Below are 24,883 nucleotides of genomic sequence, written 5' to 3'. Positions count from 1 at the left end.
TCCCCATATTCTGTACAGTTTTTAGACCGAAATAAGGTGTAAACTCTCAGTCATTTTATCATCTTTTTTCCAAATCTGAATCCCTAATCCGTTATAAGCTTCATATGGTGTTCTATCAGCCAGAGAAGAATGCGGTCTCCTAGTGTTGTATAAATTTATCCAGTTACTAAGCCCTCGCTTCAGATCGTGGCCGTTATCAAATGCATGCAGATATACGAAGCTATACTTCAATGTCCTCCAGATTCGCTCGATCATGACATTATCCATCCAGCGGCCTCTGCCATCCATAGAGATTCTAACACCAGCATCTTTAAGAGTCTGTGTGAACTCATAGCTGGTAAACTGACTGCCCTGGTCGGTGTTAAATATTTCAGGTGTTCCGTATTTTTCAAGAGCCTCTTCCAGTGCAGCAACACAGAAATCAGAATCAAGACTGTTTGAGAGTCTCCAGCTCAGAACTTTTCTGCTGTACCAGTCCATAATTGCCACCAGATAGAGAAATCCACGCCTCATAGGCATGTAAGTAATATCTGAACACCAAACCTGATTGGGACGGCTTATATCCAGCCCCCTGAGCAGATACGGGTACTTTTTATGAGCAGGATGAGGATTACTGGTCTTAGGCTTCTGATAAACAGCAGCTATCCCCATCTTATTCATCAGTCTGCGTATACGCTTACGACCAACATTGTATCCATACCTTCGGAGAGTCTTTGACATCTGCCTGGAGCCGAAGTCAGGCGTCATCATAAACTGCTCGTCTATAATACGCATAAGTTCAAGGTTTAAAGCAGACTCTCCAGACTCTTGATAATAAAAGCTGGAGCGACTGATACTAAGAAGCCGGCACTGCTTGCTAATTGAGAGCTTGCTTCCAGAATTTTCTATCATAAACTTCCTCCGGGATATGCTTACCGTTTCCCGAAGGCTCGTTGCAAAAAATCTCGTTCCACCGTTAGTTGTCCTATTTTTGCATGAAGATCCTTTATTTCTGCTTCTGACATTTCTTCTGACTTGCTGGACTTATTTGAAAAGATTGTCGACATTCCTTTGATGGCTTCACTCTTCCATTTAGAAATCTGGTTCGGATGAACATTATACTTGGCTGATAATTCCGATAAGGTCAGTTCTTCCCTCAGAGCTTCAAGAGCTACTTTTGATTTAAACTCGGCTGAGTAGCGGGTACGTTTTGTTTTTGACATCGTGTGATCCTCCAATATGCTTTTTCCACCTTAGCATATTGTACAGATTTCTGGGACCACCTCTAACTAATTTTGCTAGCCCTTCAATAATTTGCTGCCTATATGCTATATAAGCGGCAAGTTCCAAAGTCTGTACATGGGTAACATCTTGCAGTACTTTATTATAAGTATCAGGCTCCACCTTGACTTGTACTAAAGCATCTCGAAAACTCTTTTTGACCTTTTCTTTTTTTTCTTCATAAGCTTTTCTAGCCTGTTTCAATAAATTTTCCTTAGTCTTAATCACAGAATTATCATTTTTAATAAACTCAGACAAATGAGGTGAATCAGCTATAGCTTCATCTATAGCCTTATCATTCTCTAAATCAAGATCCTCATATTTATCGCAAACAATATTAGCCAATGAATCTTCAAAATATTGCTCAACGTCTTTTAATGGTAAAGCATACCCCGGAATAGCAAAGTCTGTCCTAGAATCATCAACGGTATTATCCAAATAATCCGAAACTAGAAATGCAACAATGTAAGCTTCCTTTGCGTTAAGTTTTGAGCCAATTAGATTACTTTTGAAATCTTTCACGGTTCTCCCATTTGCACATAGCTGAAGATCGTTTCTTCCTTTACCGTCGAAAAACCTATAGTAAAGAGTAAAATTATAGTTTTCTTTATTAAACGGTATAATGAACTCTTTATGCTCAGGTTCTATTATCTTATCAGTTGTTATACTTTTGGCATCTTCACCGATATGAAACTTTATAGCGTATTGTCGACCTTCATCTCTTAATAAAAACAAGAGCATAAATAAATGCCTTTGCACTTCTTTCAGTATATGGTCTAAATTAGCACTTTCTCTTTTATCTACTCCCTCAGAATAGAAATCAGTAGTTACATTATTAAAACTGATTATCGTTTCAGTCTTTTGTGTTTCAAAAGGCTCTCTCAATACCTCTTCATCAAAACCTTCATTAAAATTAATGGTAACTTTCTCTTTTCCATTGTAGCTTTCTATCAATACATTTTGAAAAACAACAAGCCAAGTAAACCGACCAACACCTTTACAACCTAATGCCTTTTTATGAGCCGACAAATACGTTAAAAATGACTCTCTGTTTTCATCAGTAAAGCCATCACCATTATCAGTAATTGTAAAACTTTTGATTCTTAAATCTTCTTCATCAGTTGGTACAGATTCATACTCAAAACACACATCTATTTCATCTGCATTTGCATCTAAAGAGTTTGTTAAAGACTCAAAAAGTGGTTGTAAGAACGACAATCGTTTCTTCTTAAAACTGGATACTGCTGCCTCAGTATTTATCCTCATATGTAATCCTTAAGCTTATTGATAAATAATAATATAGCCTAATAAGTCATATCTCAAGAAAATTAAACCCATTGACAAAATGTAGCCTAAAGGATACTTTTATATATGACATATGAAATCATAATTTACCAGACCGAAGATGGAAAAGAGCCGTTCAATAAATGGCTTGATAGTTTAGACTTTCAAGATCAAACGAGGATACTTAAAAGGCTCGACAGGCTTAAGATTGGCAACTTCGGTGATCACAAATCTGTTGGTGATTATGTATACGAACTCCGCTTCACTTATGGAGGCGGCTACAGGGCATATTACGGCATAAAAGATAACAAGATAGTCATTCTATTATGCGGTGGTAACAAGAATACTCAGAGCAAAGATATCGAGTCTGCAAAGCAATTTTGGAGAGATTACAATGAGAACTTATAGAACACTTGACCAACTTATCCAAGAAAGACTTTCTGACCCCGAAAGAAGAGCACAGTATCTTGATATAGCAGTTGAGGATTATGTTGAAAATGGTGACGAGGCAGAGCTTCTTTTATCCATAAGGCAAGTCGTTCAAGCAGACATAGGTTTCGCCAAATTATCAGAGACTACAGGTCTGTCCAGAGAGTCACTTTATAAGACTCTTTCCGGCAAAGGAAATCCAAAGCTTAAGACATTAAAAGAAATACTTTCAGCATTAGGTTACTCACTTTATATCAAGAAACAAAGTGCTTAGACTACATTTACTTTTTTTTATGTTTGATGTAATAAAGAGTTTTTTGGAATTGTCGTCCATCTAGCCTAGTACCTTTCGCAAAAGTAAAGTACTCACTAAACTCATCATCTTCGTTACATGTTAGGTAAAGTGAAGCTTCTTGAAATAAATTAACATCACATTTTTTTAAAAATAATTCTTTTTCGCACTTAACGTCATGCTTCCCAAGCATACAGCTCTTAAGTTCATTAGCTTCATCAACGCTTAATTTTGCTTCTACTTCTATATCTGGATTATTTTTAAAAACTTTATTAAATACATTATTATTTGACATACCATCTTTAAAACCAGCAACAGCAGTAAAACAACCTTGGATAAAAAACATAGACATAATGATTAAAATTAAGTTTTTCACAATATAGCTCCTATAGGAATGAATCACAGATTCAATATTATTGATAAATTTTACAATAGTGCTATCATAATAACAAGAGGTGTATTCGTAAGCTTCCCCTTGGGGTTGACAGTTCTAAACTAGAGTTTTCTGCTTTTTCATCATATATTCCATCGGTGTCATACCTTCAAGAGCATCGTGCGGACGTTCCTCGTTGTATTCAATCATCCACCAGTATGTAACTTCTCTTACTTCGTCTAAATTATCAAACAAATACAGGTCAAGAACCTCAGTACGATAAGTTCTGTTAAATCTCTCTATGTAGGCGTTCTGGTTCGGTTTGCCAGGCTGGATATACATAATCTCCATCCCAGCATCTTCAGCCCAAGACACGAACTCTGCCCCCAGAAACTCTGGGCCATTATCGCATCTAAGTACTTTCGGTAATTCTCTCTCTAGGCTGATCTTCTCAAATACACTGATAAGCCTTCTGCTTGTAAGAGAAGTATCTATTTCAATGTGCACTGCTTCCCTGTTGCAATCGTCTATGATATTAAACGTCCTAAACCTTTTACCGCAATACAGGCTGTCACTTACAAAGTCTGCTGACCAAACCTGATTAGGCAGTTCTGGTACAAACAGAGGGTTATTCTCCCTCTTAGGGAGTCTTTTCTTTGCCCTACGCTTCTGATTAAGCTTCATCTGGTAGTAAACCCTGTAGACTCGCTTATGATTCCACGGATATTTCTTCCTAAGCACATTAAAGAGCTTCCAGAAGCCCCAGCGAGAGTGCTTCTTTACAAGTTCATTCAGCGCATTTATCACAAGTATATCGTCTGTATTGACAACAACAGGCTTATAATAGGCCGACCTTGAGAGACCTGCACAACGGCAGCTCTGTGAAATAGAAAGACTATGCTCGTTTACCAAGAAAGTAACAACATCACGCCTTTCCTGCGGCCTTAGAGCTTTTTTTCTATTAAATCCTTCATCGCTTTATTTTCTAAAGCGAGGTCTGCATACATCTTTTTTAGCTGAGAAAGCTCCTGCTCCATGTCTTTCATCTTTTTAAGATCGGATGCAGTCATGCCTCCGTATTTAGATTTCCAGTTGTAATATGTTGCGTCAGATATGCCATGCTTACGGCAAATATCTTTTACCAGCATGCCGGCATCCGCTTCGTTAAGAATTGAAATGATCTGTGTTTCGGTGAATCGTGATTTCTTCAAAATGAGCCTCCTAGCTTTTATAGTTTGCCAGAAAAACTCTAAATTTGGAATGTCTACTCAGCGGGGAAGCTTACGTATTTATGTTTGGTTCAATTATTCTTGCAGCTCCTTTTGTTGCTCTTTTTATCTGGTTTATTGTTCTTGCGATAAAGAATAGAAATATTCCAGACTTGCCAAAGCCTGAGCTCTCTTCCTGTGAATCAGAATATGAAAGCGCAGGGAGCAGATATACTAGTGCCTCATATGCTCATTTGCCAGGAAATATATTTTATACAGAATAACTCACGACTAATTCATATTGTTATCATTGAGCACTGAGGTGATCTTATGGCTGGATCAGAAATATTTTTCTTCCCAATTCTATTTATCGCTGTCTTTACCGTTATATTTTTTATTGTAATCAGCAATGCAAAAGAACACCATGATGTTGATCGCGAAAGTACAGAAAAAGATAAAAAGGAAGAGGATACTGCTGAATATTTTCATGGTCGCTATACCGACCCTGTTCGCACATATTATCCCTACAACATCTACAGTGACGATTAATAGCTTTCTTACCAAAACTGACACAAAACTAATAGTTAATCTCCTATAATAAAAAAGACACACATTGGATTTAATAATGAAGAAATTAATATTGTTCTTGATACTTGTACCACTCCTTCAGGGATGCTTTAGTGCTGTTGCTGGATTCCAAGATGGCACTAGCGGCGGCCCTATTTTCAGCACATTAAACTGGATAAAGAAAAGCTCGGTTGACTACAATGAGGCTATGAAAGAAGAGATACATGATTGCCTATATTATAACAATAGAAGACTTGATAACTGTACCGATAACACTTACGTTCGGTCATGCGGAACTGACGAGTTTGAGGTGCTGGAACTACGCTATAACTGTAAAAGAAAAGATGATCAATTCATCTATAAGTACTATGTAAAAATCACAACCAAAGACAACAAAACCTTCAGAGATTATTCCGCTTTTGAAGACTAATAACCTGTATTACAAAATTGAAAATCAGTGAATACTGCTTGTAATCATCACTTATTCAATAACAACATAGACTTAATCAGCAGTGTTTACACAAATGTATACACTATGTAATCAAACATACTATACGATTGCAATAACTTACCAGGCTTTGTAATCGCCTCTGCAAATAAAAAGTTGCGTATGGTCTGTGGTATACGGGTGCTTGTGAAAACTGTACAAAACCAACAACCTAATAAACCAAAAAGTTGTCAGTAGCACACACAGAAACAGTCCTAAAATTGAAATTATCTTCATTGAAAAACAGGTATGTTTAATGAAATACACAAAGATAGCTATTTTATACAATCACACAAAAAAAAGGATATATTTTACCAGAAAACTTGACAGGAGCCTACATTACAGATAATACTTCTACCTAAGAGGATTTATAATGAAAAACTGCTTTAATATTCGTGATTACGTCATCGATTTATACAAAGGTAAATACTCAACATCAGAAGCAAGCGTTATTGGGAATGGTATTGAACGATTCCAATCTGACGTACTTAATAACCAAACTTTATCTTATGAGCAGGTCAACGCCTTAGCTGAAATGGCAGATAAATATTACACACAGATACGTGAAAAACTGATTTCAGAAAAAGCTCCAATCAATGAGAAAAGACAACTTATTGCAGACTACTTAACTGAAAATGCACCACTTATCATTAATCCAAAAGAATCTTTCAATATAATTAAAGATACATGCAAAGAGCTCAAAATGAACTATGAAGATTTAGGTAGTGCAATTGGATATAGCCAAGCAGCCATAAGAAAAAGTGCCTCTTTAAATGCCCCCTCTGCACCAATGGTAAAGGCAATAAATTTATACAAAGAAAACCTAGAACTCAAAAATAAAATAGCTAGGTTCTCATCTCTACAGAACTTATTAAGTGAGTTTATCACTGATCATACCAAGTAATAATAACGCCCAACAACTGTACCCAAATTAATGCCCCCAACACCTTACTACCCTATACTCCTGTCGTATTTTAAGAATTTATATTCCACTTAAATATTACCCTATCAACCTTTCTTGATTAAAGATTAAAGATTAAAGATTAAAGATTAAAGATTAAAGATTAAAGATTAAAGATGCATTTTATACTTTTATATAAATATCAAGATATATTTTAACTTGTTAATAAATATATACGTATAAATAATAACAAAAAGACTTGACCACATTTTTATCTTGAGCTAGCCTCAAATTAGAAAACTTAATTTGAGGTACAACATGAAACACGATCTTTGTGGATGGATATCGGCTTTTAGAAGTGTTATGGGGCACTGGCTATGGGAAGATAAGCCTTTTGCATATGGGCAGGCATGGTTTCATCTGCTATTTAATGCCTGTATCGGCTTATTCGGACAGTGGGATCGGAAACATTCGGACAGCGTATCGGTCGTCGGACACTTTTGCCGCAAGGTAACCTTTTTCTGATTATAAGAACCAGTTCATCTATAAATCAAGCGTTATCCGCCTGAATTTTCCTTATACTTTCACCTTTAAGTTTGATCTTGTGACTGCTATGCAGCAGTCTGTCCAGAATGGCGTCAGCCACAGTGTCGTTGTTGAGATAGTCATACCAGCGATCTACAGGCAGTTGCGAGGTGACGATAACACTGCTGATACCCGCACGATCCTCAATCACCTCAAGAAGGTCGTTGGCATCATCGGTGGTGAGCGGATTAATTCCGAAGTCATCAAGGATGAGCAGATTATATTTGGCTATTTTATTAAGCCCCTTAACATAAGTACCGTCCAGTCTTGCCAGCTTCATCTCATCCATAAGCCTGGGAAGTCGGTAGTATCTAGCGGTGAGTCCGTCCCTTACAACCATATTGGCGAGAGCCTGAGCAATAAAGCTCTTCCCTGTTCCTGTGGGGCCTGTGATAAGTATATTCTGCTTTTTATTCAGATACTCACCTGAGATGAGCGAAAGCATAGCTGACTTATCAAGCCCCCTTGGTATCGTGTAGTCGATATCCTCGACCCTTGCGTTGAGGTCTTTGAACTTCGCCTGCGCCATGTTCCTCTTTATCTTGCGTGACAGCCTCTCTGCTGATTCCGCCTGCAGAAGCTGAAGCAGACGATCCTCAAACGGCAGATCTCTGTACTGTGGATTCTCCATCTGTCTGGAAAGAGCTGCCTCCAGTCCGGCGAGCTTCAGCTCTGCAATAAGGTTTTCTAACTTTGACATTTGTCCTCCTCTTTATAATAGTCTCTCCCCCGCACATTATTATGATTGCTGAGCGGAGCAGTGTTCTTCTCATCCTTCTCAAGATATATTTTACTGCTAAGTATGGATTCAAGGCTCTTTACTGAATAAGCTCTTATCTCTACAGCCTTCTTACATGCCATGTTGAAGTCACTTTTATCATGGCTTTTTGCTCTGCTGAGGATAGCTATACATGTCCTGTAAGCGTTTGCCGGATGACTTCTGGAATCAAGGATATTCTTCATGAGCCTTGCAGTATCGAAGCCTATAGAGCCTGCCCAGTTGAGTATACGTGTAGGGTTCCATTTCTCCTGCCACATGACATGATTCGGCGGCATGTGCTCTGTGAGAGTGGAACCTCTCTTTGACTTAGGGTGGATGGCTACAGGGTATCCTTTGTGATGTATTTCAACAGTGGTAGCGGAGTGCCATACGTCCACCTTGTTCTTTATGAGCTTGTAAGGGACAGAGTATCTGCTGCCGGAAACATCCACATGATAGTCGACTCCTACATGTCTTATCAGATACTCACGATACTGATATCTCTCCTTTGGCAGGGGCAGCATCTCAGGACGGTCTATCTCATTCAGAAGCTCAAGACGGCTCTTGCCGATACCTCTTATGACTTTATTGTTATAGGCCTCAGTAAGCGGAGCTATGGCAGAGTTCAGTTCCTGCACGGTGTTAAACAATCTGTTTCTGAGCTTTGCAAGTACCCATCTCTGTATCCCCTGAACTGCCTGTTCTACCTTTGCTTTGTCCTGAGGTTTCGCAGGTCTGGCAGGGATGACTGCACAACCGTAATACTTAGCCATGTCTGAGTAGCTGCTGTTGACCGTAAGAACATCTCTGGTGTGTTTAGTTACTGCTGATTTCAGATTATCCGGCACTACGGTCTTTGAAACTGCACCGTAATATTCAAATGCGAGACTATGAGACAGGATGAATGATTCTTTCTTCTGGCTTTCTGTTGCATGTACGAACACAGCTCCCGATGCTCCAAGAGCTGATACAAAGATCTGTGCCTCACTCACTTCTCCTGTATAGCGGTCTACTATATCCATTGTCAGGCCGGAATAGTCTACGAACATTATTTCACCGGCGTTGTATATCTGGCGCATGGTCGGACTTAGACGGGATATGTGTTTCTTGCAGTACTCTTTGAACTGAGTGTAGTTATAGCCGTCGGGATGGACTGATTTATACTCCTGCCATAACAGAAGCCATGTGACACCCTTGCGTCGTTTCTCTCTGGCGATATAATCCAGATCCGGCATAGGGAAGGTTCGGTTCAAAGGCATTGACCTTTCTGGAAAGAGACGGCTGTACAGCTCATCTTCGGATACTGAAGACAATTCCTCAGCCTTAAGGCCTGTTATACGGAAACGGTTCACATAGTCTGATACCGTTGACTTAGGGATTCCGGTGGATACCGATATCTGACGGATGGAAAGCTGGTTTATGTATCTTAGGCGTATTACCTCTTTGATCTCGCTCATTGTTAACCTCGTCATATTTGCCTCCAACTTATTATTGGAGGACAGTTTAAAGGTTAACCTTGCTGGCGGGAAGTGTCCGAGCTCCGCTAAGCTGTCCGAAGGCCGATACAGTGTCCGGCGAGCGCTACAGTGTCCGGCGAGCGCTACAGTGTCCGAGCACCGATAGACTGTCCGGCGGCCGCTATGGTGTCCGAATGTTTCCGCTACGGTGTCCGACGGGAAAACGCTACGCTGTCCGAGTCACGCCGCTACGAGCATTTAACACATACTACCAAGAAGGTTACGCTAATTACCCTCATCAGCATATTAAGCTTCAGAGAGGGCAACTTCTGACCACTGAAAGCACTCTCATGAAGGATTTTGGCTGGAAAAAATCACGTCTACGTACTTTTTTCGATAAACTGCAAAACGACCACATGATCAACAAGGAATCAGACAATAAAAAAACTATCATAACTATTTGTAACTATGATAAATTTCAACCTGCGATATCGGTATTGAGAAATGCTATTCAAACCGCAGATCGATTGGAAAACGACAAGCACTATAATAAGAATAATAATAAATTAAATAATTCTAAAAAAGCTGATGATGATACTATCCAAGAATTCTTGCATGCATACAACAGCAACTGTGGCGATTCTTTTGGATATGTAAATCCAGAAACAATCAGCAAGCGTTCAATGGAAGCTGTCAGCTTAGCAATATCCACTCTGGATTCAAAACAAACAACGCCATCAGCCTATTTCAAAACATGTCTTATCGATAAGCATCTTACAGGCCAGAAACATGACGGTTTCCGCCCTACTTTCATGTATCTACTTAAACCTGAAACAATCGAATCTACACTCATGATCAACCAGCTAGAAATGAGCCTTAACGAGTTTGATGAAAGCTTCAATAATGACCCAATAGCGACAAACATATTCGAAAATGCAACTGATGCTATAAATTCTCAGAAAAGCCAACTCTTAAGATACATAAAAGACGCCAGAGAACGAAACATCTCTGATCAAGAGATACTGGATTTTTTCGCAAATTCCAGCCTCAGTTTTACAACCACTCTTATAGATTTTTCAGAACTTATCTACAGGTGAAAACATGGAAAAAGCAGAAAGAAACATCATCGTGAATGAATACTATGAGCCATCAAAGCCAGACTTTATGGACAAGAAAAGGCTTGCTGAAGAGCTTTGTGTAAGCACTCAGACCATCGACAACTTTGTAAAATCCATGAAGTTCAAAGAGGAAGTGCATTACATCAGAGAGAAACGGATTCTTCGTTTCTATTACCCGCAGATCAGGAAAGACTTCGCACCCAAACTCGCAAGCCTTTAGGAGCAAATTATGGGAACTATCCACGCCAGAGGCAAGAAAAACAGGCTGTATGTTTACTTTCAATATCTTGGAGTACGTAGACATGAAAAAACACCTTTCTTTTGTGAGACAGGCAAAAATGGGTGCAAGTGCAGACAATGCAAATCAACGGCTGGCTGGCTTCACGAACTAGAATGCAAGATAGACGATAAAACGTTTAAGTATGCAGAATACTTTCCAGAATCTAGAGTTGCTAAAGCATTACCGATGGCTGACAGTTCACCTCAAATCAGCTTCGGCACATACGCTATTTTGTGGTTAGACTCACAAAAAACTGTCTTCAGCCATGCAACATTTATAACCTACACGTCATCGATCAATAACCTGTTAGCCACATTCGAAAACATGTCTATCTGTGATATTAAACCAGCTCATATCCGAACCTACATTAAGAACTCTGAAGTCTCACCAAAGACACTTAAAAATCATGTTGGTGTACTTTCTTCCATACTTTCTGCTGCTGTGGAAGATGATCTGATTCCCAAGAACCCATGCACGTCTGTGAAACTCCCTCACATTTCCTCTGTTGAAGTCGACCCCTTATCATTGGAAGAAATTACAATGATTCTCAACTGGATGAAAAGCCACCATCCAAACATGCTGGCATTCTTCGCTGTAGCTTTTTTCACAGGCATGAGAACTGGTGAAATAATGGGGTTACAGTGGGGCGATATCGACTTCAATAGTCACACAATCACGATAAGCAGGACAATCACAGCAGGCAAGTTAAAGCACCGTACCAAGACAGCAGATAGCCGTACAGTAGACATTTTAACAGAGTTAGACGAGTACCTATCCTACCACAAACAATTCACTTACATGAAGTCAGAATGGCTCTTCCTGACATATGAAAACAAACCATTCAACAAAACTGACAATATTATAAAAACATACTGGAAGCCATGCCTTAAGGCTTTAGGTATCAAATACAGAACTCTTTATCAAACAAGACATACTTTCGCATGCCTCATGCTAGATGTAGGGGAAAACATTAACTGGCTGAAGAAAATGTTAGGTCACAAAACGCTAGACATGATCTTACGAAGATATGGAAACAGGATAGACAAAACTGTTGGCAGAAAAGGCGGCAAGCTCTTCATTAAAAAGAAAACTCAGAAAAATCAACTAATAAGGAGCAATTAATATGCAGCAGATTTCATGCAGAATACCAGGTATATATTCAAAGCAGCTTAAAAGCATAATGGACAAAATAAATTCAAACTCAATTTCGACGGCTATCAGAATATGCATTCGTACAACATACGATCAGTATTTCAAGTACGACACAACCAGTGACACTAAATACAAAGAAACCTTATTAAGAGAAACGATAGAAATTAGAGAGGCTGTCTTTGTCTTGATGCGATTGATTAACAACAGTGAACTCAGCGATAATGATTTTAGTACTATAAAAAATGCTATCAATAAACATTCTGAGCGAAGAACAGAATTAAATATGAATTATATTAATAATGATGATGCATAAAATGTACATCCACCAAAGCCTTATCTGTCAATTACTTACCATAAAAAAGCATACATGAATGTACAAAATGTACATTGCCAGATGTACATTTTTGTACACTGGATGGACATCTTTATGGTTGCCGCAACCAGCAACCAAAATAAGCACATTTACGCACTAAGTTGCCGCAACTTAACCCTAAATTTATAACTTTGAGCATACAAGTTGCGGCAACTTAGCAACAACCATGTCGATATAAGGTATAATTATTTATTACGCTTTTGCTGAATATAAATGTAGCCAAGAATTATTGGTGTTCCAACAAAAAAGATAACTTTAGAACCAACTAGCAAGTTCCTGTAATTTATGGTACTATACTCCTATATTTTACAGGAACGTAATATGATAAAAAGGGCATTAAAGAAAGATATACTAATGTATATCAAGCATTTTCCTTCAATTCTCATCACAGGAGCAAGGCAGGTCGGTAAATCTACACTTGCTATGGATTTAGGAATTGATAACTATGTAACTTTTGATGATATAACCACATACGAAAGTGCCAAAGCCGACCCGAAAAGCTTTATCATGTCACTTAAAAAGCCTGTAGTAATAGACGAGGTACAGAAAGTTCCTGAAATATTTGTCGCTATAAAAGAGCATATTGATAACGACAGAACAGCAGGCACATTCATACTCACTGGCTCATCTAATTTACAGGGTTTTAAAGAGATTTCAGACTCTCTGGCAGGCAGAATAGGAATTATAGACCTCTACCCTTTCAACCTTGCGGAATGCTATGAGAAGGACACAAATCTCATTGATCTTCTTCTTTTAGATAAGCTTCCTACTGAGGTAAAAGAAATTGATTTCCCAAAACACGTTATCAAGGGTGGCTTCCCTGAGGTTCAAACCATAGAAGAACAAAAGATACTCTATCTCTGGTTCAGTTCATACATATCAACCTACATCGAAAGAGACGCAAGGGATTTAGGCGATATACGAAATCTGGACAGCTTTATGCGTCTGTACAAGAGCTTGGCTTTCAGAAGTGCAAACCTGACTAACAAGGCAGATATTTCAAAAGAAACAGGCATTGATAACAAGACTCTTGATAACTACTTATCTCTGCTTAAAAACACATACCAGATAGGTTTCCTTACACCATATTTCAGGAATGAGCTTAAACGCCTCACCAAGACTCCAAAAGTCTATCTTTGTGATACTGGTATCCTCTGCCACTTGCTCAGAATAACTGAGACCGAACAACTAATGAATTCTGAGTATAAAGGCATGTTGTATGAATCGTTTGTGTACTCAGAGCTGTTGAAAGCCAACACATATGCAAAAAACAAAGTAGAGATCAGCTTTTACCGTACATCTGACGGTAAAGAGATAGACTTTATACTGGACAACGGAAGCTCACTCTCTGCCATAGAGATAAAGAGTGCAAAAACTGTAACCATGTCAGATTTCAAACACATCAAATATTTTGCAGAGTCAGCAAAAGGACTGCTGAAAACAGGTTACGTTATGTACAACGGCAATAAAGTTCTCAGCTTCGGCGAACATGCCGGAACAAAGCTTTATGCAGTGCCAATATATCTAGGAACCTAAATAGAACCATAAGACAAAGCAAATATAAAAATTAACCTTAAACACACTCGAGCACAGTTGCCACCACTCTGTAACCGACTCGAACAATTTATAACCCCATGATATAATAAAATATTATGGAGGAGTTATGAAAAACTCAGTATTTCTTGTAAATGAAGAACCATATTGTCTTTGGGAAGATAATATAGAAGCAAAAAACAAATTCTTTCTAAATAGCATTGATCCAGAATACTATAATTTTCTATATAAGGCTTTCAAAGATAACCCACAGGAGCAATTAGCTTCAGTTGCAATCAGAACTGCTCTATTTCAGGCTGCTGAAACATTCTACGCTCTACTAGGTGCTTTTATACAAGCTCCAAACTGTGTCTACGCATGGATATCAAAATATAAAAATAATGAGCTGAGACATCTAATACAAAAATTAAATAATAACGAAGATATTTTCACTATCTTAAACATCAAGACTGCTTCTTGGAAAGATATATCTGAAGCAATATTTTCACCCTATTCTACAAACAATGAGGATAATAATAAGATAGCATACTTATTTGCTAACTTCTGGAAGAGGCTAAGCATAGAATTATTTTTAGACGAAAAATTTATTGATGAATACAACAGTCTAAAGCACGGGCTACGTGTCAGACACGGTGGTTTTTCTTTATCTATAGCAAGACAATCTACCCAAGATCAAAGAATAGAAGATTCTAAATTTGTTCCTCTTGGAAGCTCAAAATACGGAACAACATTTTTTAAAATTAAAGACCTTAAATATTCTATAGAAGAAAAAGGAGATAGGGGAATTTATTCTGAAAAAGTAAGCTTAAACTGGTCTCATGAACAGAACATGCAGCTCTTATTACATTACATATGTCAATTTACAATATTGTTTCTGTATTAAAAATAATGAATAATCTAAGTACTACTGAGCCAAAATATAAAATTCCTGAGCAGTTAGATTTATTTGATAACGTATTCAATATAAGGATAGGCGTAAAACATTTCACCATACCAACGCCACTCAATTTTGAACAAATGAAGCATTACAAAAAGTGCGATTTGATAAGTATTATTGACATACATAAGAAGAAAATGCACCAGAAATGCACCAAATAAAAAAGCGGCTCTTGGGAAGCCGCTTCAGTCGAATCCTTAAGTAATCGGGGTGAAAGGATTTGAACTCAATCTCTGAGCCCCTATGCAGTTCTGTGCGAGCCTGTCATATTAACTGTGTAAAGTCGTAATTCTGTCTTCATAGTTGATATATAGCTGTGAGTATATTACACCCCAATCCCTGATTGGCATAGTCCATTTCTTTTCGATACCTAAAATAGCTAAATATAAGAGCTTTACAAGGGAGTCTTCCGTCGGGAAGGCTCCCTTTCCTTTAGTCGATTTCCTGATGGCAGAATGGAAGCTCTCAACCGGATTCGTGGTATAAATCAGTTTCCTGAGCTCCTTGGAATATTTGAAATACGTAGAAAGCTCAGTCCAGTTGTTCCGCCATGATTTCGAGATGTTAGGATATTTGCTGTCCCACTTCTCAGCAAAGGCATCCAGCTCAGCTCTGGCTTGTTCCTCGGTCGCTGCGGCATAGATTTTCTTGAGGTCAGCAGCCACAGTCTTACGCTCCTTCCAGGGCACAAAGCGGAGAGAGTTGCGTATCTGATGGACTACGCATTTCTGAATCTCAGACTGTGGAAAAGCGGCTGTTATAGCTTCTGAGATGCCCTTGAGGTTGTCTACGGCAAAGATAAGAATATCCTGTACTCCACGGTTCTTTAGCTCGTTCATAACTGTCAGCCAGTATTTAGCGGATTCTGTCTCGGCAAGATATAGCCCCAGACAGGATTTATGACCTTCCATGCTGATGCCGATCACAAAGTAGATAGTGACGTTGCGAACAGCTCCGTCCACACGCATCTTTAAAACCATGCCGTCCATAAAGACGATGGCGTATATCTCTTCCAAGGCTCTGTTCTGCCATTCTTTAGCCTGTGGGAGAATCTTGTCTGTAATAACGCTGACTGTCTCCGGCGATAGCTCATGACCGTAGATATCAAAGATGTGCTCTTTGATGTCACGGTTACTCATACCCTTGGCATACATGGAAATTACTTTAGCTTCAATGCCTGATATATCTGTCTGGCGTTTCTTGACTATTTCAGGCGAAAAGGTTGATAGGCGATCACGGGGTACTTCGAGTTCCATTTCGCCCATTTGTGATTGTACTTTCTTGGAAGAACGACCGTTACGGCTGTTGCCGTCACTTACGTTCGGTTCATGTTTCTTATAGCCTAAATGGGCTTCAAGCTCACCTTCGTAGAGCGTTTCTATGACTTCTTTCATCATGTCACGCATAAACACCTGAAGGTCTTCTGTGGTTTTTACATCGCTTTCAGCAAGCAGTTCTTTCAGTTTGTCCTTGTCTAATTTCATCATAAACCTCGCATGTTAGTTTAACACATACGACGTTTACACACTTTTATTTACACGCTCTTCTGTGCCCCCTATTCCAACGGGTTTCCACCGCTCATATCCGCTCAAGACCGCTTTAAGTGTGACAAATACTGTGACGAACTAACACCCTAATTTGGCTTGTAGTTCTGTAATTGAATCACTGGGCAACCTTCTGCCAAGTTTACGAAATATTGGAAACCATTTACATATTTCTTCTGGTATAACTAGGCCCTTTTCAGCGAATTCTCTCATCAGCCAGATAAGTCCATGACACTCTATATCGTTCTCTTTGCAAGTATTTCTTAATGCTTTATCACCGCTTAAAACTGTGCGCAGGTTTTCTACCGCATACATATAAATCATTTTATCTTGCTGGCTAAGGTGTTTAGCATCAAACAAAATGGCCTTTTTCAGCAAGCTCATACTCGTTTCAATTACTTTGATGTCAGAGTTGTATATTTTATCAACTAGTCCCGGCTGCTTTGGACTATCGCACTCCTCTAAAACAACATCAAGTACTTCACATTCACATACCTTCGGTAAGTGGTCTAATGCGTTAACATACTCTAAATCAATTATTATACTCGCATCGGAAAGTAAAACCATCAAGCACCCTCTTCAAGCCATTGACCAAGTTCTTCTTTTATTTCATATAAAGGTCTTTCAAGTATTTCGGCTGCTTTAGATGATGAGATTTCTTCATTAACCAAAGCAACGAATACCATTCGCTTTAACCGTCTTAATTCTTTCTTTTCTAAATCTCCTGCTTCAGACTTTTTGCCATACTTCTCATCTATTGCTCTGATCTGCTTGAAACAAAGAGCATTTGATATAATTCCTACTTGAGCAGCACGAACCAGTATTGTCCGCATGCTTGCCTTATATCTTTTTTTCATGTCAAGCAATACAGGATTAGGAATCCACTTTTTGCGAAACAATCTAAGTTCAGATTCAGCGATGTCCCTTGGTAATAACAAAGCACCTGCAAAGCGATCAGCAATTTTCTCTCGAATCTTAGATGTTTCTTTGTTGAGTTCGGTATTCTTGATGTAATCTTTTTTGTGAAAAATCATATGTCCAAGCTCATGTAAAGCTGTAAAGTATTGCCTTTCAATTCTATGATTTGAATTTACATAAATTACCCCTCCATGATCTTCGTCATAAGCAGAAAAGCCTGACACTTCATCATCAAGAGGTATTTCAAATATTTTTAGACCCTTTTCTTCAAGAAGTTGCAAAACATCACCTAATGGCGCATCTTCAATCCCAAGCCAATCTCTCGTTTCTAGGGCTTTCTTTTCAATAACAACTTCGTCATACTCATACAGATGGTGAGTAATTGGAATGGTTGGGACGGCACCCACTATTGCTTCAATGTTTGCATAATCATATGCTTTAGTTGCACATATCCTGCGCATATCATTTGACAATAACTCTCGTTTATCGGCTCTAAAAAGCAGAACAGGTTCAGCGCTATGTTCTTCGTCAAGCAATAACTCTAGTGATACTTTTAACAGCTTACATATTCTTGAAAATTGAAGCACGCTTGGTTCTCTGTCCCCGTTCTCCCATGCTGCAATTGTTTGCCTCGACACCCCAAGAAACTCACCAAGCTCGGCTTGGGAAACGCCTCTCTCTTCGCGCAGTTCCTTTAATCGCATCTTGTCCTCCTATACAAACATCCGTGTTATGTATATTTAACATTATAGTCTTTTTTCATGTCTTGACAAGCTCAATAATGTTATTAAATTATAACTCAAGTTTCGCACCTTTGAAAGAGTAAATTTTCAATTGAGAGCCTTACCAATTGCTGAATAGCAGTCAATTTATCCATAAAAACTGCAAATGTTTCCTTTGCTCCATCAATTATCGATAATAATCGGTTTATAAATTTTTCCATAAACGCCAGAATATTCAGTTCTTCGACTTCATAACGCAGACCCTCATACAGACGGCCTTTGTGACGGAAATCTCCATTTATCCGTTCCATATAGCTCAGGATGATAAACCTAACGAGTGACAGTGTCAGGAAGCAAATAGTAGCCTCAAAGGTTCTGGATTGATTTTTCCCAAAGAAAAGCTTGCTCTTGGCATCTTTAAACAACACTTCTACCGCCCAACGCTGACCATAGGTTTCAATTATTTTTGCCGATGTCAAAGATGTATCCGTAGACAGTAGAATAATAGGCTTCTTTGATTTACTTTTCTCAGATGGCTGACAGAAGACCAGCTTAACCAGAGTTGAACCGAAAAAAGCATTGATGGAAGATACAGACACCCGATCTTTGCCAATGGTTACTGTTTCCTTAATCAAAGCTGGAACAACACATTCCCATAAGCGTTTGGTTGAGTATACCTTGCCATTTACAGCAACAGTTAATGTCGGTGTAGTTTTAAGCATGGCAATCACGTCATAGCCTATCTCATGATAAATTGACGAGACCAGCCTCGGCATACAATACCAGCTGTCAAACAGAACAGCCCCAGCATCCAGCCCCTTCTGTTTCGCCCGTTTAAGCATTTCCTTTACCAGTGTTGGTTTGTCTTTTACTGCTTCCTCTCGACGATGCCACGCCAGCATCCGCTTATCCATTTCAATTTCTGTCGATTGTTTGAATACTTTTCTGCTGCTTCGCTGCAAAGCAAAATCTACAGGGACAAATGACGCACGATCACTCCAGCCAAGCACAACAGCACTGAAGCCTTTCACGCTTTTACCTTTGCTATGGTCATATAACCAAGATAACTCTTCTATCTTCTTGCCTGTCTTGTGTATTATTGTGTCGTCAATGACGAGAACACGATGCTGCCAGTTGCTGAATAATTTGAAATGACTGATTACTCTCAAAGATATATCACTCATAAAACGCCGCCAATTGATACTTGTGCGTGTACTTAAACGATAAAAAACATCTTTACCGCCTAAATCAAATAGACTGTTCCGGCAATGGGAAACAAAATGGTGAACGCTTTTGCCGAGAAATGTCAGAAAAACCAAGGCTATGAGAATCGAAAAGGGTTCAACGCCCTGATTCTTTGAAATACCGCACCTATAGGCAATTGTACGCAGTTGCAAAGCCTTCATTACTCGGAATATTTCAAATTCTTTCCACAATGCCGCTTGTATTTCAGACTGCCATGATTTATTCTCAAGCATAGAAAAAGTCTCCTTGATGTAATTGTTCTTTGAAAATCAATATACCATTTATGTGAGACTTTTTCTATTATTATCCTAACTGTAACAACAAGTTATCACACCATATCAAGGTGCGAAACTTGAGTGAGAATGTATGAAAATAGGAAATTTTGATTTAAAAAAAGATGGAACTTATATAATTGCTGAACTTAGTGCTAATCATAACGGTGTTCTAGAAAATGCAATAGAAACCATAAAAGCTGCTAAGGAAATTGGAGCTAATGCTATTAAGATACAAACGTATACCGCTGATACTTTAACATTAAATTGTGATAAGGAAGATTTTATTATTAAGGGTGGAACACTATGGGATGATAAGTCACTTCATCAGTTGTATTCAGAAGCGTATACTCCATGGGAATGGCATAAGGAATTATTTGAATATGCAAGAAGTATTGATATAGATATTTTTTCTTCTCCATTTGATAAAAGTGCTGTTGATTTTCTTGAACAGTTTAATCCTAGTGCATATAAAATAGCTTCTTTTGAAATAACCGATTATGAGTTGATAAAATACACTGCTTCAAAAATGAAGCCTATTATCATATCAACTGGTATTGCAACAATTGATGAAATACAAGACGCCGTAGATATTTGTAGAGATGTTGGTAATAATGAAATTGTATTGTTGAAATGTACAAGTGCATATCCAGCACCATTGGAAGATGCTAATTTAATTACAATAAATAATTTATCAGATACTTTTGGTGTAATTAGTGGATTTTCTGATCATACTTTGGGTATAACAGCTCCTATTGTAGCTACAACATTGGGTGCTAAGGTAATAGAAAAACATTTTATACTTGATAAAGCAATAGGTGGTGCTGATTCAGATTTTAGTTTAGATAAAGATGAATTTAAAGATATGATAAAAGCTGTTAGGGATGCTGAAAAATTAATAGGTAGTGTTGATTATTCAATGACTGACAAAAAAATACAAAGTAGACAATTTGCAAGAAGTTTATATATATCAAGAGATATAAAAAAAGGTGATAAGTTTTCAGAAGAAAATATTAGAAGTGTTAGGCCAGGGTATGGTGCTCACCCAAAGCATTTAAAGAGTATTTTAGGGAAAGTTTCAGAGAAAGATTATAGTTTTGGTGATAGATTAGAAATTAGAAAAGGATAAATATATGAATGGTAAAGTATTGTTTTTAGGGTATGAAGATTCCCCTCTTGTTGAATGGTTAAAGAATAATAATCATGAGGTATTTCCGACATCAGAAAAAATATCATTAGAGTTTATAGAAGAAAATCAATTTGAGTATTTAATTAGCTACGGGTATAGGTATATTATTACAAAAGAAATCATTGAATATTTTAATAATACAGGAATAAATTTACATATATCATTTTTGCCTTGGAATAAGGGGGCAGATCCTAATTTATGGAGTTTTGTTGAAGAAACACCAAAGGGAGTTACTATTCATTATTTGGATGAAGGTATAGATACTGGGGATATAATTGTTCAAAAGGAAGTGGAGTTTGATTCAGATAAAGAAACACTAGCATCATCTTATGATAAACTTCAGATGGAAATACAAAATTTATTCAAAGAAAATTGGTTAGATATTAAGAATGGAAAATGTCAAAGAAAAAAACAATTAGGCGATGGGTCTATACATAAGGTGAAAGATAAGCAACCATTTTTCGAAACACTGGCAGATGGTTGGAACACAAAAATATCAGATTTTGAAGAATATATTGCAGAATTACAAATATCTGCACAGTCTTGGGATAGGTCTGCTTTAGAGATTGAAAAATTCAAAAAACAACAAGAAAATAATTAAGAGATACTCTACATGAAATATTCTGCAATAATAGTTTTAGCTAACTTAATGGATAGAGAAGGATTTTTAAATGAGGAAACTTCCAGAAGAATGGACTTAGCTATCGAGGAATTCAATAAAGATAAAGCACCTTGGATGATTACTTGTGGATGGGATTATAGAGATGATTCATCTATAAAAATAGCAGATGCAATGAAAAAATATGCTAAAGAAAAAAATATACCAGTTGATAGAATTATTGTTGAATTAAATTCTAGAGATACTGTCGGAGATGCTATTTTTACAAAAAATAATATTGTAAAGAATAAAGAATGGAAAAAAATTCTTGTTGTAACAAGTGATTACCATGTAGATAGAACAAGAAAAATATTTGAATTTGTATATGGAGATCAATATCATATTGATGTAATAGGTTCTGAAACTGAACAAAAAAATGAATTAAAAATTAATGAAGAAAGATCTTTGAATAAATTCTATGAAACCTTCGAAGGTATCGAGTCCGGTAGTGATGATTTAATTAAAAATAGACTAATTGATAAACACCCATTTTATAATGGGGAAATATACTCAAAAGTTTGTTTTTAGAATAACCTCTTCTCAATCCCTCTAGTTTTAATATACTTATGTAAACTAGGGGCTCTAATAGCCAAATATAATCTACTCATCCTTGATGACTTCGGAATTAATCCGCTCACCGCCGATGATGCCAACGACCTTCTTGAGGTGATTGAGGATCGTGCAAACATCAGCAGTGTTATCGTTACATCACAGTTGCCTGTAGATCGCTGGTATGACTATCTCAATAACGACACTGTGGCTGACGCCATTCTGGACAGGCTGCTTCACAGCAGCCACAAGATCAAACTTAAAGGTGAAAGTATAAGGAAGATTCAAGCGGATAACGCTTGATTTATAGATGAACTGGTTCTTATAATCAGAAAAAGGTTACCTTGCGGCAAAAGTGTCCGAGCTCCGATACGCTGTCCGAATGTTTCCGATCCCACTGTCCGAATAAGCCGATACAGGCATGTATCTCAGATTGCGGGAAAGCGGCTGTTATAGCTTCTGAGATGCCCTTAAGGTTATCTACGGCAAAGATAAGAATATCCTGCACTCCACGATTCTTCAGCTCATTCATTACTGTCAGCCAGTATTTAGCTGACTCTGTCTCAGCAAGATACAGCCCCAGACAGGATTTATGACCTTCCAGGCTGATGCCTATCACAAAGTAGATAGTGACGTTGCGGACAGCTCCGTCTACACGCATCTTTAAAACCATGCCGTCCATGAAGACGATAGCGTATATCTCTTCCAATGCTCTATTCTGCCACTCCTTAGCCTGTGGGAGAATCTTATCGGTGATAACGCTGACTGTTTCCGGCGATATTTCATGACCGTAAATATCAAAGATATGCTCTTTGATGTCACGGTTGCTCATCCCCTTGGCATACATGGAAATTACTTTGGCTTCAATGCCGGATATATCTGTCTGGCGTTTCTTGACTATTTCTGGTGAGAAAGTTGACAGGCGGTCACGAGGCACTTCGAGGTCCATTTCGCCCATCTGTGATTGTACTTTCTTGGAAGAACGACCGTTACGGCTGTTGCCGTCACTTACGTTCGGTTCGTGTTTCTTGTAGCCCAGATGAGCTTCAAGCTCGCCTTCGTAAAGCGTTTCGATGACTTCTTTCATCATGTCACGCATAAATACCTGAAGGTCTTCTGTGGTTTTTACATCGCTTTCAGCAAGCAGCTCTTTCAGTTTGTCCTTGTCGAATTTCATCATAAACCTCGCATGTTAGTTTAACACATACGACGTTTACACACTTCTATTTACAGGCTCGCACTCCCTACATTGATATATTGAACAATCTTTTTTAAACTCAAACCAAGTGTAAATAGTTCTTCTATCTTTTCTCTATGTTCATCATAGATAGATTTAACTTGTTGCCCTTTCTTTCTACCCAGTTTGATACCTTGAGCTTTTCTTGCTGCTAAACCAGCTTTAGTTCTCTCACTTATAAAACTTCTTTCTAATTGTGCAAATGCTGAAAGCATTGTAAGCATCATTTCATTGTATGGATTAGAGTTGTAAGGATCAATAGTAAGATTATCTTTGATTAGAATAAGTTTGATACCTTTATTTTTTATATCTTCTATTATCTGTAATGTATCAAGAGTAGAACGACCTATTCTATCTAATGAGTAAACTATAATCCTCGCCACGAAGCAATCCTGTCAAGTACCCTGATAACTCTTGCTGCTGGCAGATTAAGATCAACCTCTATGGCAAGAGCTTCCCGATTAAAGTCATCAACAACGTTAAATGTCCTGTATTTTCTCCCGCAGTACAAGCTGTCGCTCATGAAATCTATAGACCAGCACTGGTTGATAGATTCAGGTACACTGATAGGTAGAGGATTCCTATTTGGGAGCCTTCTCTTGGCCTTACGGCGCATATTAAGCTTCAAAAGGCAATAAACCCTATGAACCCTCTTATGATTCCATCTATGTCCCAGCCGACGGATAATGGCAAACAGCTTTCCGAAGCCATATCCCGGATATTTCTCACATAGTTCAAGCAGAACGGCTATGACATGGTTGTCTCTGTCTACATCCGGCTGATAGTAATAAACCGGACGGCTTATGCTGACTGTACGGCAAGCATGACTAATACTCATTCCGTATGTTGCTCTACAGTAATCTGCTAAACTACGCTTCTCCGACGGCTTTAAAGCTTTTTTGAGAGAATATCCTTCAGGGCTGTATTCTCTAAGCTGAGATCAGCAAACATCTGCTTCAGTTTGCGATTCTCATCCTCTAGCTCTTTTAATCTCTTAATGTCTGAGGCTTCCATACCTCCGTATTTGGACTTCCAGTTGTAGTAGGTGGCGTCACTGATACCGTACTCACGGCAGATGTCTTTTACCTGTCTGCCAGACTCGGCTTCTTTGAGTATTTTTACGATCTGAGTTTCTGAAAATCGACTGCGTTTCATTAAGTCCTCCTGTTTATAATCTACAGGAAAACTCTAATTTTAAACTGTAAAAAATTCAGGGATGCTTACACTATGGCGTATTGCACATCTGATTCATCTTTAGACAAAAACAGGTCAACTCTGAAAGCTTCCAGATAAGGAGACAGAGGTTCGCCACCGGAGAAAGCCGACCTTGTGATATCTAAACCGTAGTGTTTTATGCTGTTGAGTATCCGCAGACCAGTGTCAGGACTGTTTCGACAACTTTTTTACTATAGAGCGTCTATAAACGGAAACGCTGTCTCTTTTGAAAGGAGAGCGTTTCCGTTATTAAGCTGAATTTGATGTATTTTTCCAGATCAAACAACACCCTCGAAGATATTCCAACCACAAGGATA

27 protein-coding genes and 3 pseudogenes are annotated in these 24,883 nt (G+C 38.2%); 16 read left to right on the top strand and 14 right to left on the bottom strand.

The features are described 5' to 3' along the window. Nucleotides 1-21: 21 nt before the first annotated feature. Nucleotides 22-1,202, bottom strand: a protein-coding gene (locus DACET_RS03275) for an IS3 family transposase (protein WP_430640267.1) whose coding sequence is annotated in 2 segments (ribosomal slippage) — nt 22-921 and nt 924-1,202 — 1,179 coding nt in all. Because the reading frame shifts where the segments join, the coding sequence is not laid out codon by codon here. Next, nucleotides 1,162-2,526 carry an ATP-binding protein gene (locus tag DACET_RS03265; protein ID WP_013009984.1) on the bottom strand — a complete coding sequence of 455 codons (1,365 nt, stop codon included), beginning with the start codon at nt 2,524-2,526 and terminating at the stop codon, nt 1,162-1,164. Before DACET_RS03265 ends, DACET_RS03275 begins: the two co-directional genes overlap by 41 nt. A gap of 105 nt (nt 2,527-2,631) precedes the next feature. Between DACET_RS03265 and DACET_RS03260 the strand changes: the two genes are divergently transcribed. Further along, the gene (locus DACET_RS03260; RefSeq protein WP_013009983.1) at nt 2,632-2,952 is read left to right on the top strand and encodes a type II toxin-antitoxin system RelE/ParE family toxin; all 321 of its coding nucleotides are present in this window, start codon (nt 2,632-2,634) and stop codon (nt 2,950-2,952) included. Continuing rightward, a complete protein-coding gene (locus tag DACET_RS03255; RefSeq protein ID WP_013009982.1) occupies nt 2,939-3,247 on the top strand; it encodes an addiction module antidote protein in 309 nt (102 codons plus the stop codon). Before DACET_RS03260 ends, DACET_RS03255 begins: the two co-directional genes overlap by 14 nt. 7 nt (nt 3,248-3,254) lie before the next feature. Here DACET_RS03255 and DACET_RS03250 read toward each other — a convergent pair whose 3' ends face one another. Both DACET_RS03250 and DACET_RS03245 read right to left on the bottom strand, forming a co-directional pair. Then, nucleotides 3,255-3,641 (bottom strand): hypothetical protein, encoded by a 387-nt coding sequence (locus tag DACET_RS03250; protein WP_013009981.1) that lies wholly within the window; start codon nt 3,639-3,641, stop codon nt 3,255-3,257. Nucleotides 3,642-3,755: 114 nt separating this feature from the next. Further along, a protein-coding gene (locus DACET_RS03245; RefSeq protein WP_148214139.1) for an IS3 family transposase occupies nt 3,756-4,849 on the bottom strand; the annotation gives its coding sequence in 2 pieces (ribosomal slippage) (nt 3,756-4,588 and nt 4,588-4,849; 1,095 coding nt in all). Nucleotides 4,850-4,929: 80 nt separating this feature from the next. Between DACET_RS03245 and DACET_RS03235 the strand changes: the two genes are divergently transcribed. The 4 genes from DACET_RS03235 (at nt 4,930) to DACET_RS15360 (ending at nt 6,804) form a co-directional block, all read left to right on the top strand. Beyond that, nucleotides 4,930-5,130 (top strand): hypothetical protein, encoded by a 201-nt coding sequence (locus DACET_RS03235; RefSeq protein WP_041229841.1) that lies wholly within the window; start codon nt 4,930-4,932, stop codon nt 5,128-5,130. Nucleotides 5,131-5,176: 46 nt separating this feature from the next. After that, nucleotides 5,177-5,395, top strand: a complete 219-nt coding sequence (locus tag DACET_RS03230) for a hypothetical protein (protein ID WP_013009979.1) — start codon at nt 5,177-5,179, stop codon at nt 5,393-5,395. 76 nt (nt 5,396-5,471) lie between these two features. Beyond that, a complete protein-coding gene (locus DACET_RS03225; protein ID WP_013009978.1) occupies nt 5,472-5,843 on the top strand; it encodes a hypothetical protein in 372 nt (123 codons plus the stop codon). Nucleotides 5,844-6,273: 430 nt separating this feature from the next. Further along, nucleotides 6,274-6,804: a hypothetical protein gene (locus DACET_RS15360; RefSeq protein WP_013009977.1), complete on the top strand. Its 531-nt coding sequence runs from the start codon at nt 6,274-6,276 to the stop codon at nt 6,802-6,804. A 547-nt stretch (nt 6,805-7,351) separates the two neighbouring features. Here the strand turns inward: DACET_RS15360 and istB are convergent. Beyond that, nucleotides 7,352-8,086, bottom strand: coding sequence for an IS21-like element helper ATPase IstB (istB, locus tag DACET_RS03210; RefSeq protein WP_013009976.1), 735 nt, complete (start codon nt 8,084-8,086; stop codon nt 7,352-7,354). Further along, nucleotides 8,074-9,618: an IS21 family transposase gene (istA, locus tag DACET_RS03205; protein WP_013009975.1), complete on the bottom strand. Its 1,545-nt coding sequence runs from the start codon at nt 9,616-9,618 to the stop codon at nt 8,074-8,076. Before istA ends, istB begins: the two co-directional genes overlap by 13 nt. Before the next feature lie 179 nt (nt 9,619-9,797). Here istA and DACET_RS03200 point away from each other — a divergent pair, with 179 nt between their 5' ends. From DACET_RS03200 to DACET_RS03175, 6 genes are all read left to right on the top strand, one after another. Further along, on the top strand, nt 9,798-10,700 hold the full coding sequence (locus DACET_RS03200; protein WP_013009974.1) for a hypothetical protein: 903 nt from the start codon (nt 9,798-9,800) through the stop codon (nt 10,698-10,700). A 4-nt stretch (nt 10,701-10,704) separates the two neighbouring features. Further along, nucleotides 10,705-10,941 (top strand): hypothetical protein, encoded by a 237-nt coding sequence (locus DACET_RS03195; protein WP_013009973.1) that lies wholly within the window; start codon nt 10,705-10,707, stop codon nt 10,939-10,941. Between the two features lie 9 nt (nt 10,942-10,950). After that, a complete protein-coding gene (locus DACET_RS03190) occupies nt 10,951-12,123 on the top strand; it encodes a tyrosine-type recombinase/integrase (RefSeq protein WP_013009972.1) in 1,173 nt (390 codons plus the stop codon). Between the two features lies 1 nt (nt 12,124). Beyond that, on the top strand, nt 12,125-12,466 hold the full coding sequence (locus tag DACET_RS03185; RefSeq protein WP_013009971.1) for a hypothetical protein: 342 nt from the start codon (nt 12,125-12,127) through the stop codon (nt 12,464-12,466). 381 nt (nt 12,467-12,847) lie between these two features. Next, nucleotides 12,848-14,062: an ATP-binding protein gene (locus DACET_RS03180; protein WP_013009970.1), complete on the top strand. Its 1,215-nt coding sequence runs from the start codon at nt 12,848-12,850 to the stop codon at nt 14,060-14,062. A gap of 127 nt (nt 14,063-14,189) precedes the next feature. Continuing rightward, on the top strand, nt 14,190-14,963 hold the full coding sequence (locus DACET_RS03175; protein WP_013009969.1) for a hypothetical protein: 774 nt from the start codon (nt 14,190-14,192) through the stop codon (nt 14,961-14,963). 323 nt (nt 14,964-15,286) lie between these two features. Here the strand turns inward: DACET_RS03175 and DACET_RS03165 are convergent, their stop codons facing one another. The 4 genes from DACET_RS03165 to DACET_RS03150 all read right to left on the bottom strand — a co-directional run bounded on the left by DACET_RS03165 (nt 15,287) and on the right by DACET_RS03150 (nt 19,679). Then, complete coding sequence (locus DACET_RS03165; protein ID WP_013009968.1) at nt 15,287-16,501, bottom strand: IS256 family transposase; 1,215 nt, start codon at nt 16,499-16,501, stop codon at nt 15,287-15,289. 141 nt (nt 16,502-16,642) lie between these two features. Continuing rightward, nucleotides 16,643-17,128, bottom strand: coding sequence for a PIN domain-containing protein (locus DACET_RS03160; RefSeq protein ID WP_013009967.1), 486 nt, complete (start codon nt 17,126-17,128; stop codon nt 16,643-16,645). Continuing rightward, on the bottom strand, nt 17,128-18,183 hold the full coding sequence (locus DACET_RS03155; protein ID WP_013009966.1) for an XRE family transcriptional regulator: 1,056 nt from the start codon (nt 18,181-18,183) through the stop codon (nt 17,128-17,130). Before DACET_RS03155 ends, DACET_RS03160 begins: the two co-directional genes overlap by 1 nt. A 95-nt stretch (nt 18,184-18,278) precedes the next feature. Beyond that, a complete protein-coding gene (locus DACET_RS03150) occupies nt 18,279-19,679 on the bottom strand; it encodes an IS4 family transposase (RefSeq protein WP_013009965.1) in 1,401 nt (466 codons plus the stop codon). A 133-nt stretch (nt 19,680-19,812) separates the two neighbouring features. Between DACET_RS03150 and pseI the strand changes: the two genes are divergently transcribed. The 4 genes and pseudogenes from pseI to DACET_RS03130 form a co-directional block, all read left to right on the top strand. Continuing rightward, nucleotides 19,813-20,847, top strand: coding sequence for a pseudaminic acid synthase (gene pseI / locus DACET_RS03145; protein ID WP_013009964.1), 1,035 nt, complete (start codon nt 19,813-19,815; stop codon nt 20,845-20,847). Between the two features lie 4 nt (nt 20,848-20,851). Further along, nucleotides 20,852-21,508: a formyltransferase family protein gene (locus tag DACET_RS03140; protein WP_013009963.1), complete on the top strand. Its 657-nt coding sequence runs from the start codon at nt 20,852-20,854 to the stop codon at nt 21,506-21,508. 12 nt (nt 21,509-21,520) lie between these two features. Further along, nucleotides 21,521-22,093: a YdcF family protein gene (locus DACET_RS03135; protein WP_013009962.1), complete on the top strand. Its 573-nt coding sequence runs from the start codon at nt 21,521-21,523 to the stop codon at nt 22,091-22,093. Between the two features lie 57 nt (nt 22,094-22,150). Further along, nucleotides 22,151-22,417 (top strand): annotated as a pseudogene (locus DACET_RS03130) (ATP-binding protein); the annotation flags it as partial. A gap of 109 nt (nt 22,418-22,526) precedes the next feature. On the opposite strand, the pseudogene DACET_RS03125 reads toward DACET_RS03130, so the two are convergent. From DACET_RS03125 to DACET_RS16745, 4 genes and pseudogenes are all read right to left on the bottom strand, one after another. Then, a pseudogene (locus DACET_RS03125) lies at nt 22,527-23,291 on the bottom strand (IS256 family transposase); the annotation flags it as partial. Between the two features lie 50 nt (nt 23,292-23,341). After that, nucleotides 23,342-23,734 carry a recombinase family protein gene (locus DACET_RS03120; RefSeq protein ID WP_052293494.1) on the bottom strand — a complete coding sequence of 131 codons (393 nt, stop codon included), beginning with the start codon at nt 23,732-23,734 and terminating at the stop codon, nt 23,342-23,344. Next, nucleotides 23,722-24,506, bottom strand: a pseudogene (locus DACET_RS16510) (IS3 family transposase); the annotation flags it as partial. The gene DACET_RS03120 and the pseudogene DACET_RS16510, both read right to left, overlap by 13 nt. 65 nt (nt 24,507-24,571) lie before the next feature. Beyond that, nucleotides 24,572-24,685 (bottom strand): 5'-nucleotidase, encoded by a 114-nt coding sequence (locus DACET_RS16745; RefSeq protein ID WP_430640271.1) that lies wholly within the window; start codon nt 24,683-24,685, stop codon nt 24,572-24,574. Between the last annotated feature and the right edge of the window lie 198 nt (nt 24,686-24,883).

The organism is Denitrovibrio acetiphilus DSM 12809 (genome assembly GCF_000025725.1).
GTDB lineage: Bacteria > Chrysiogenota > Deferribacteres > Deferribacterales > Geovibrionaceae > Denitrovibrio > Denitrovibrio acetiphilus.
This window is presented reverse-complemented; position numbering and strand designations above follow the sequence as displayed.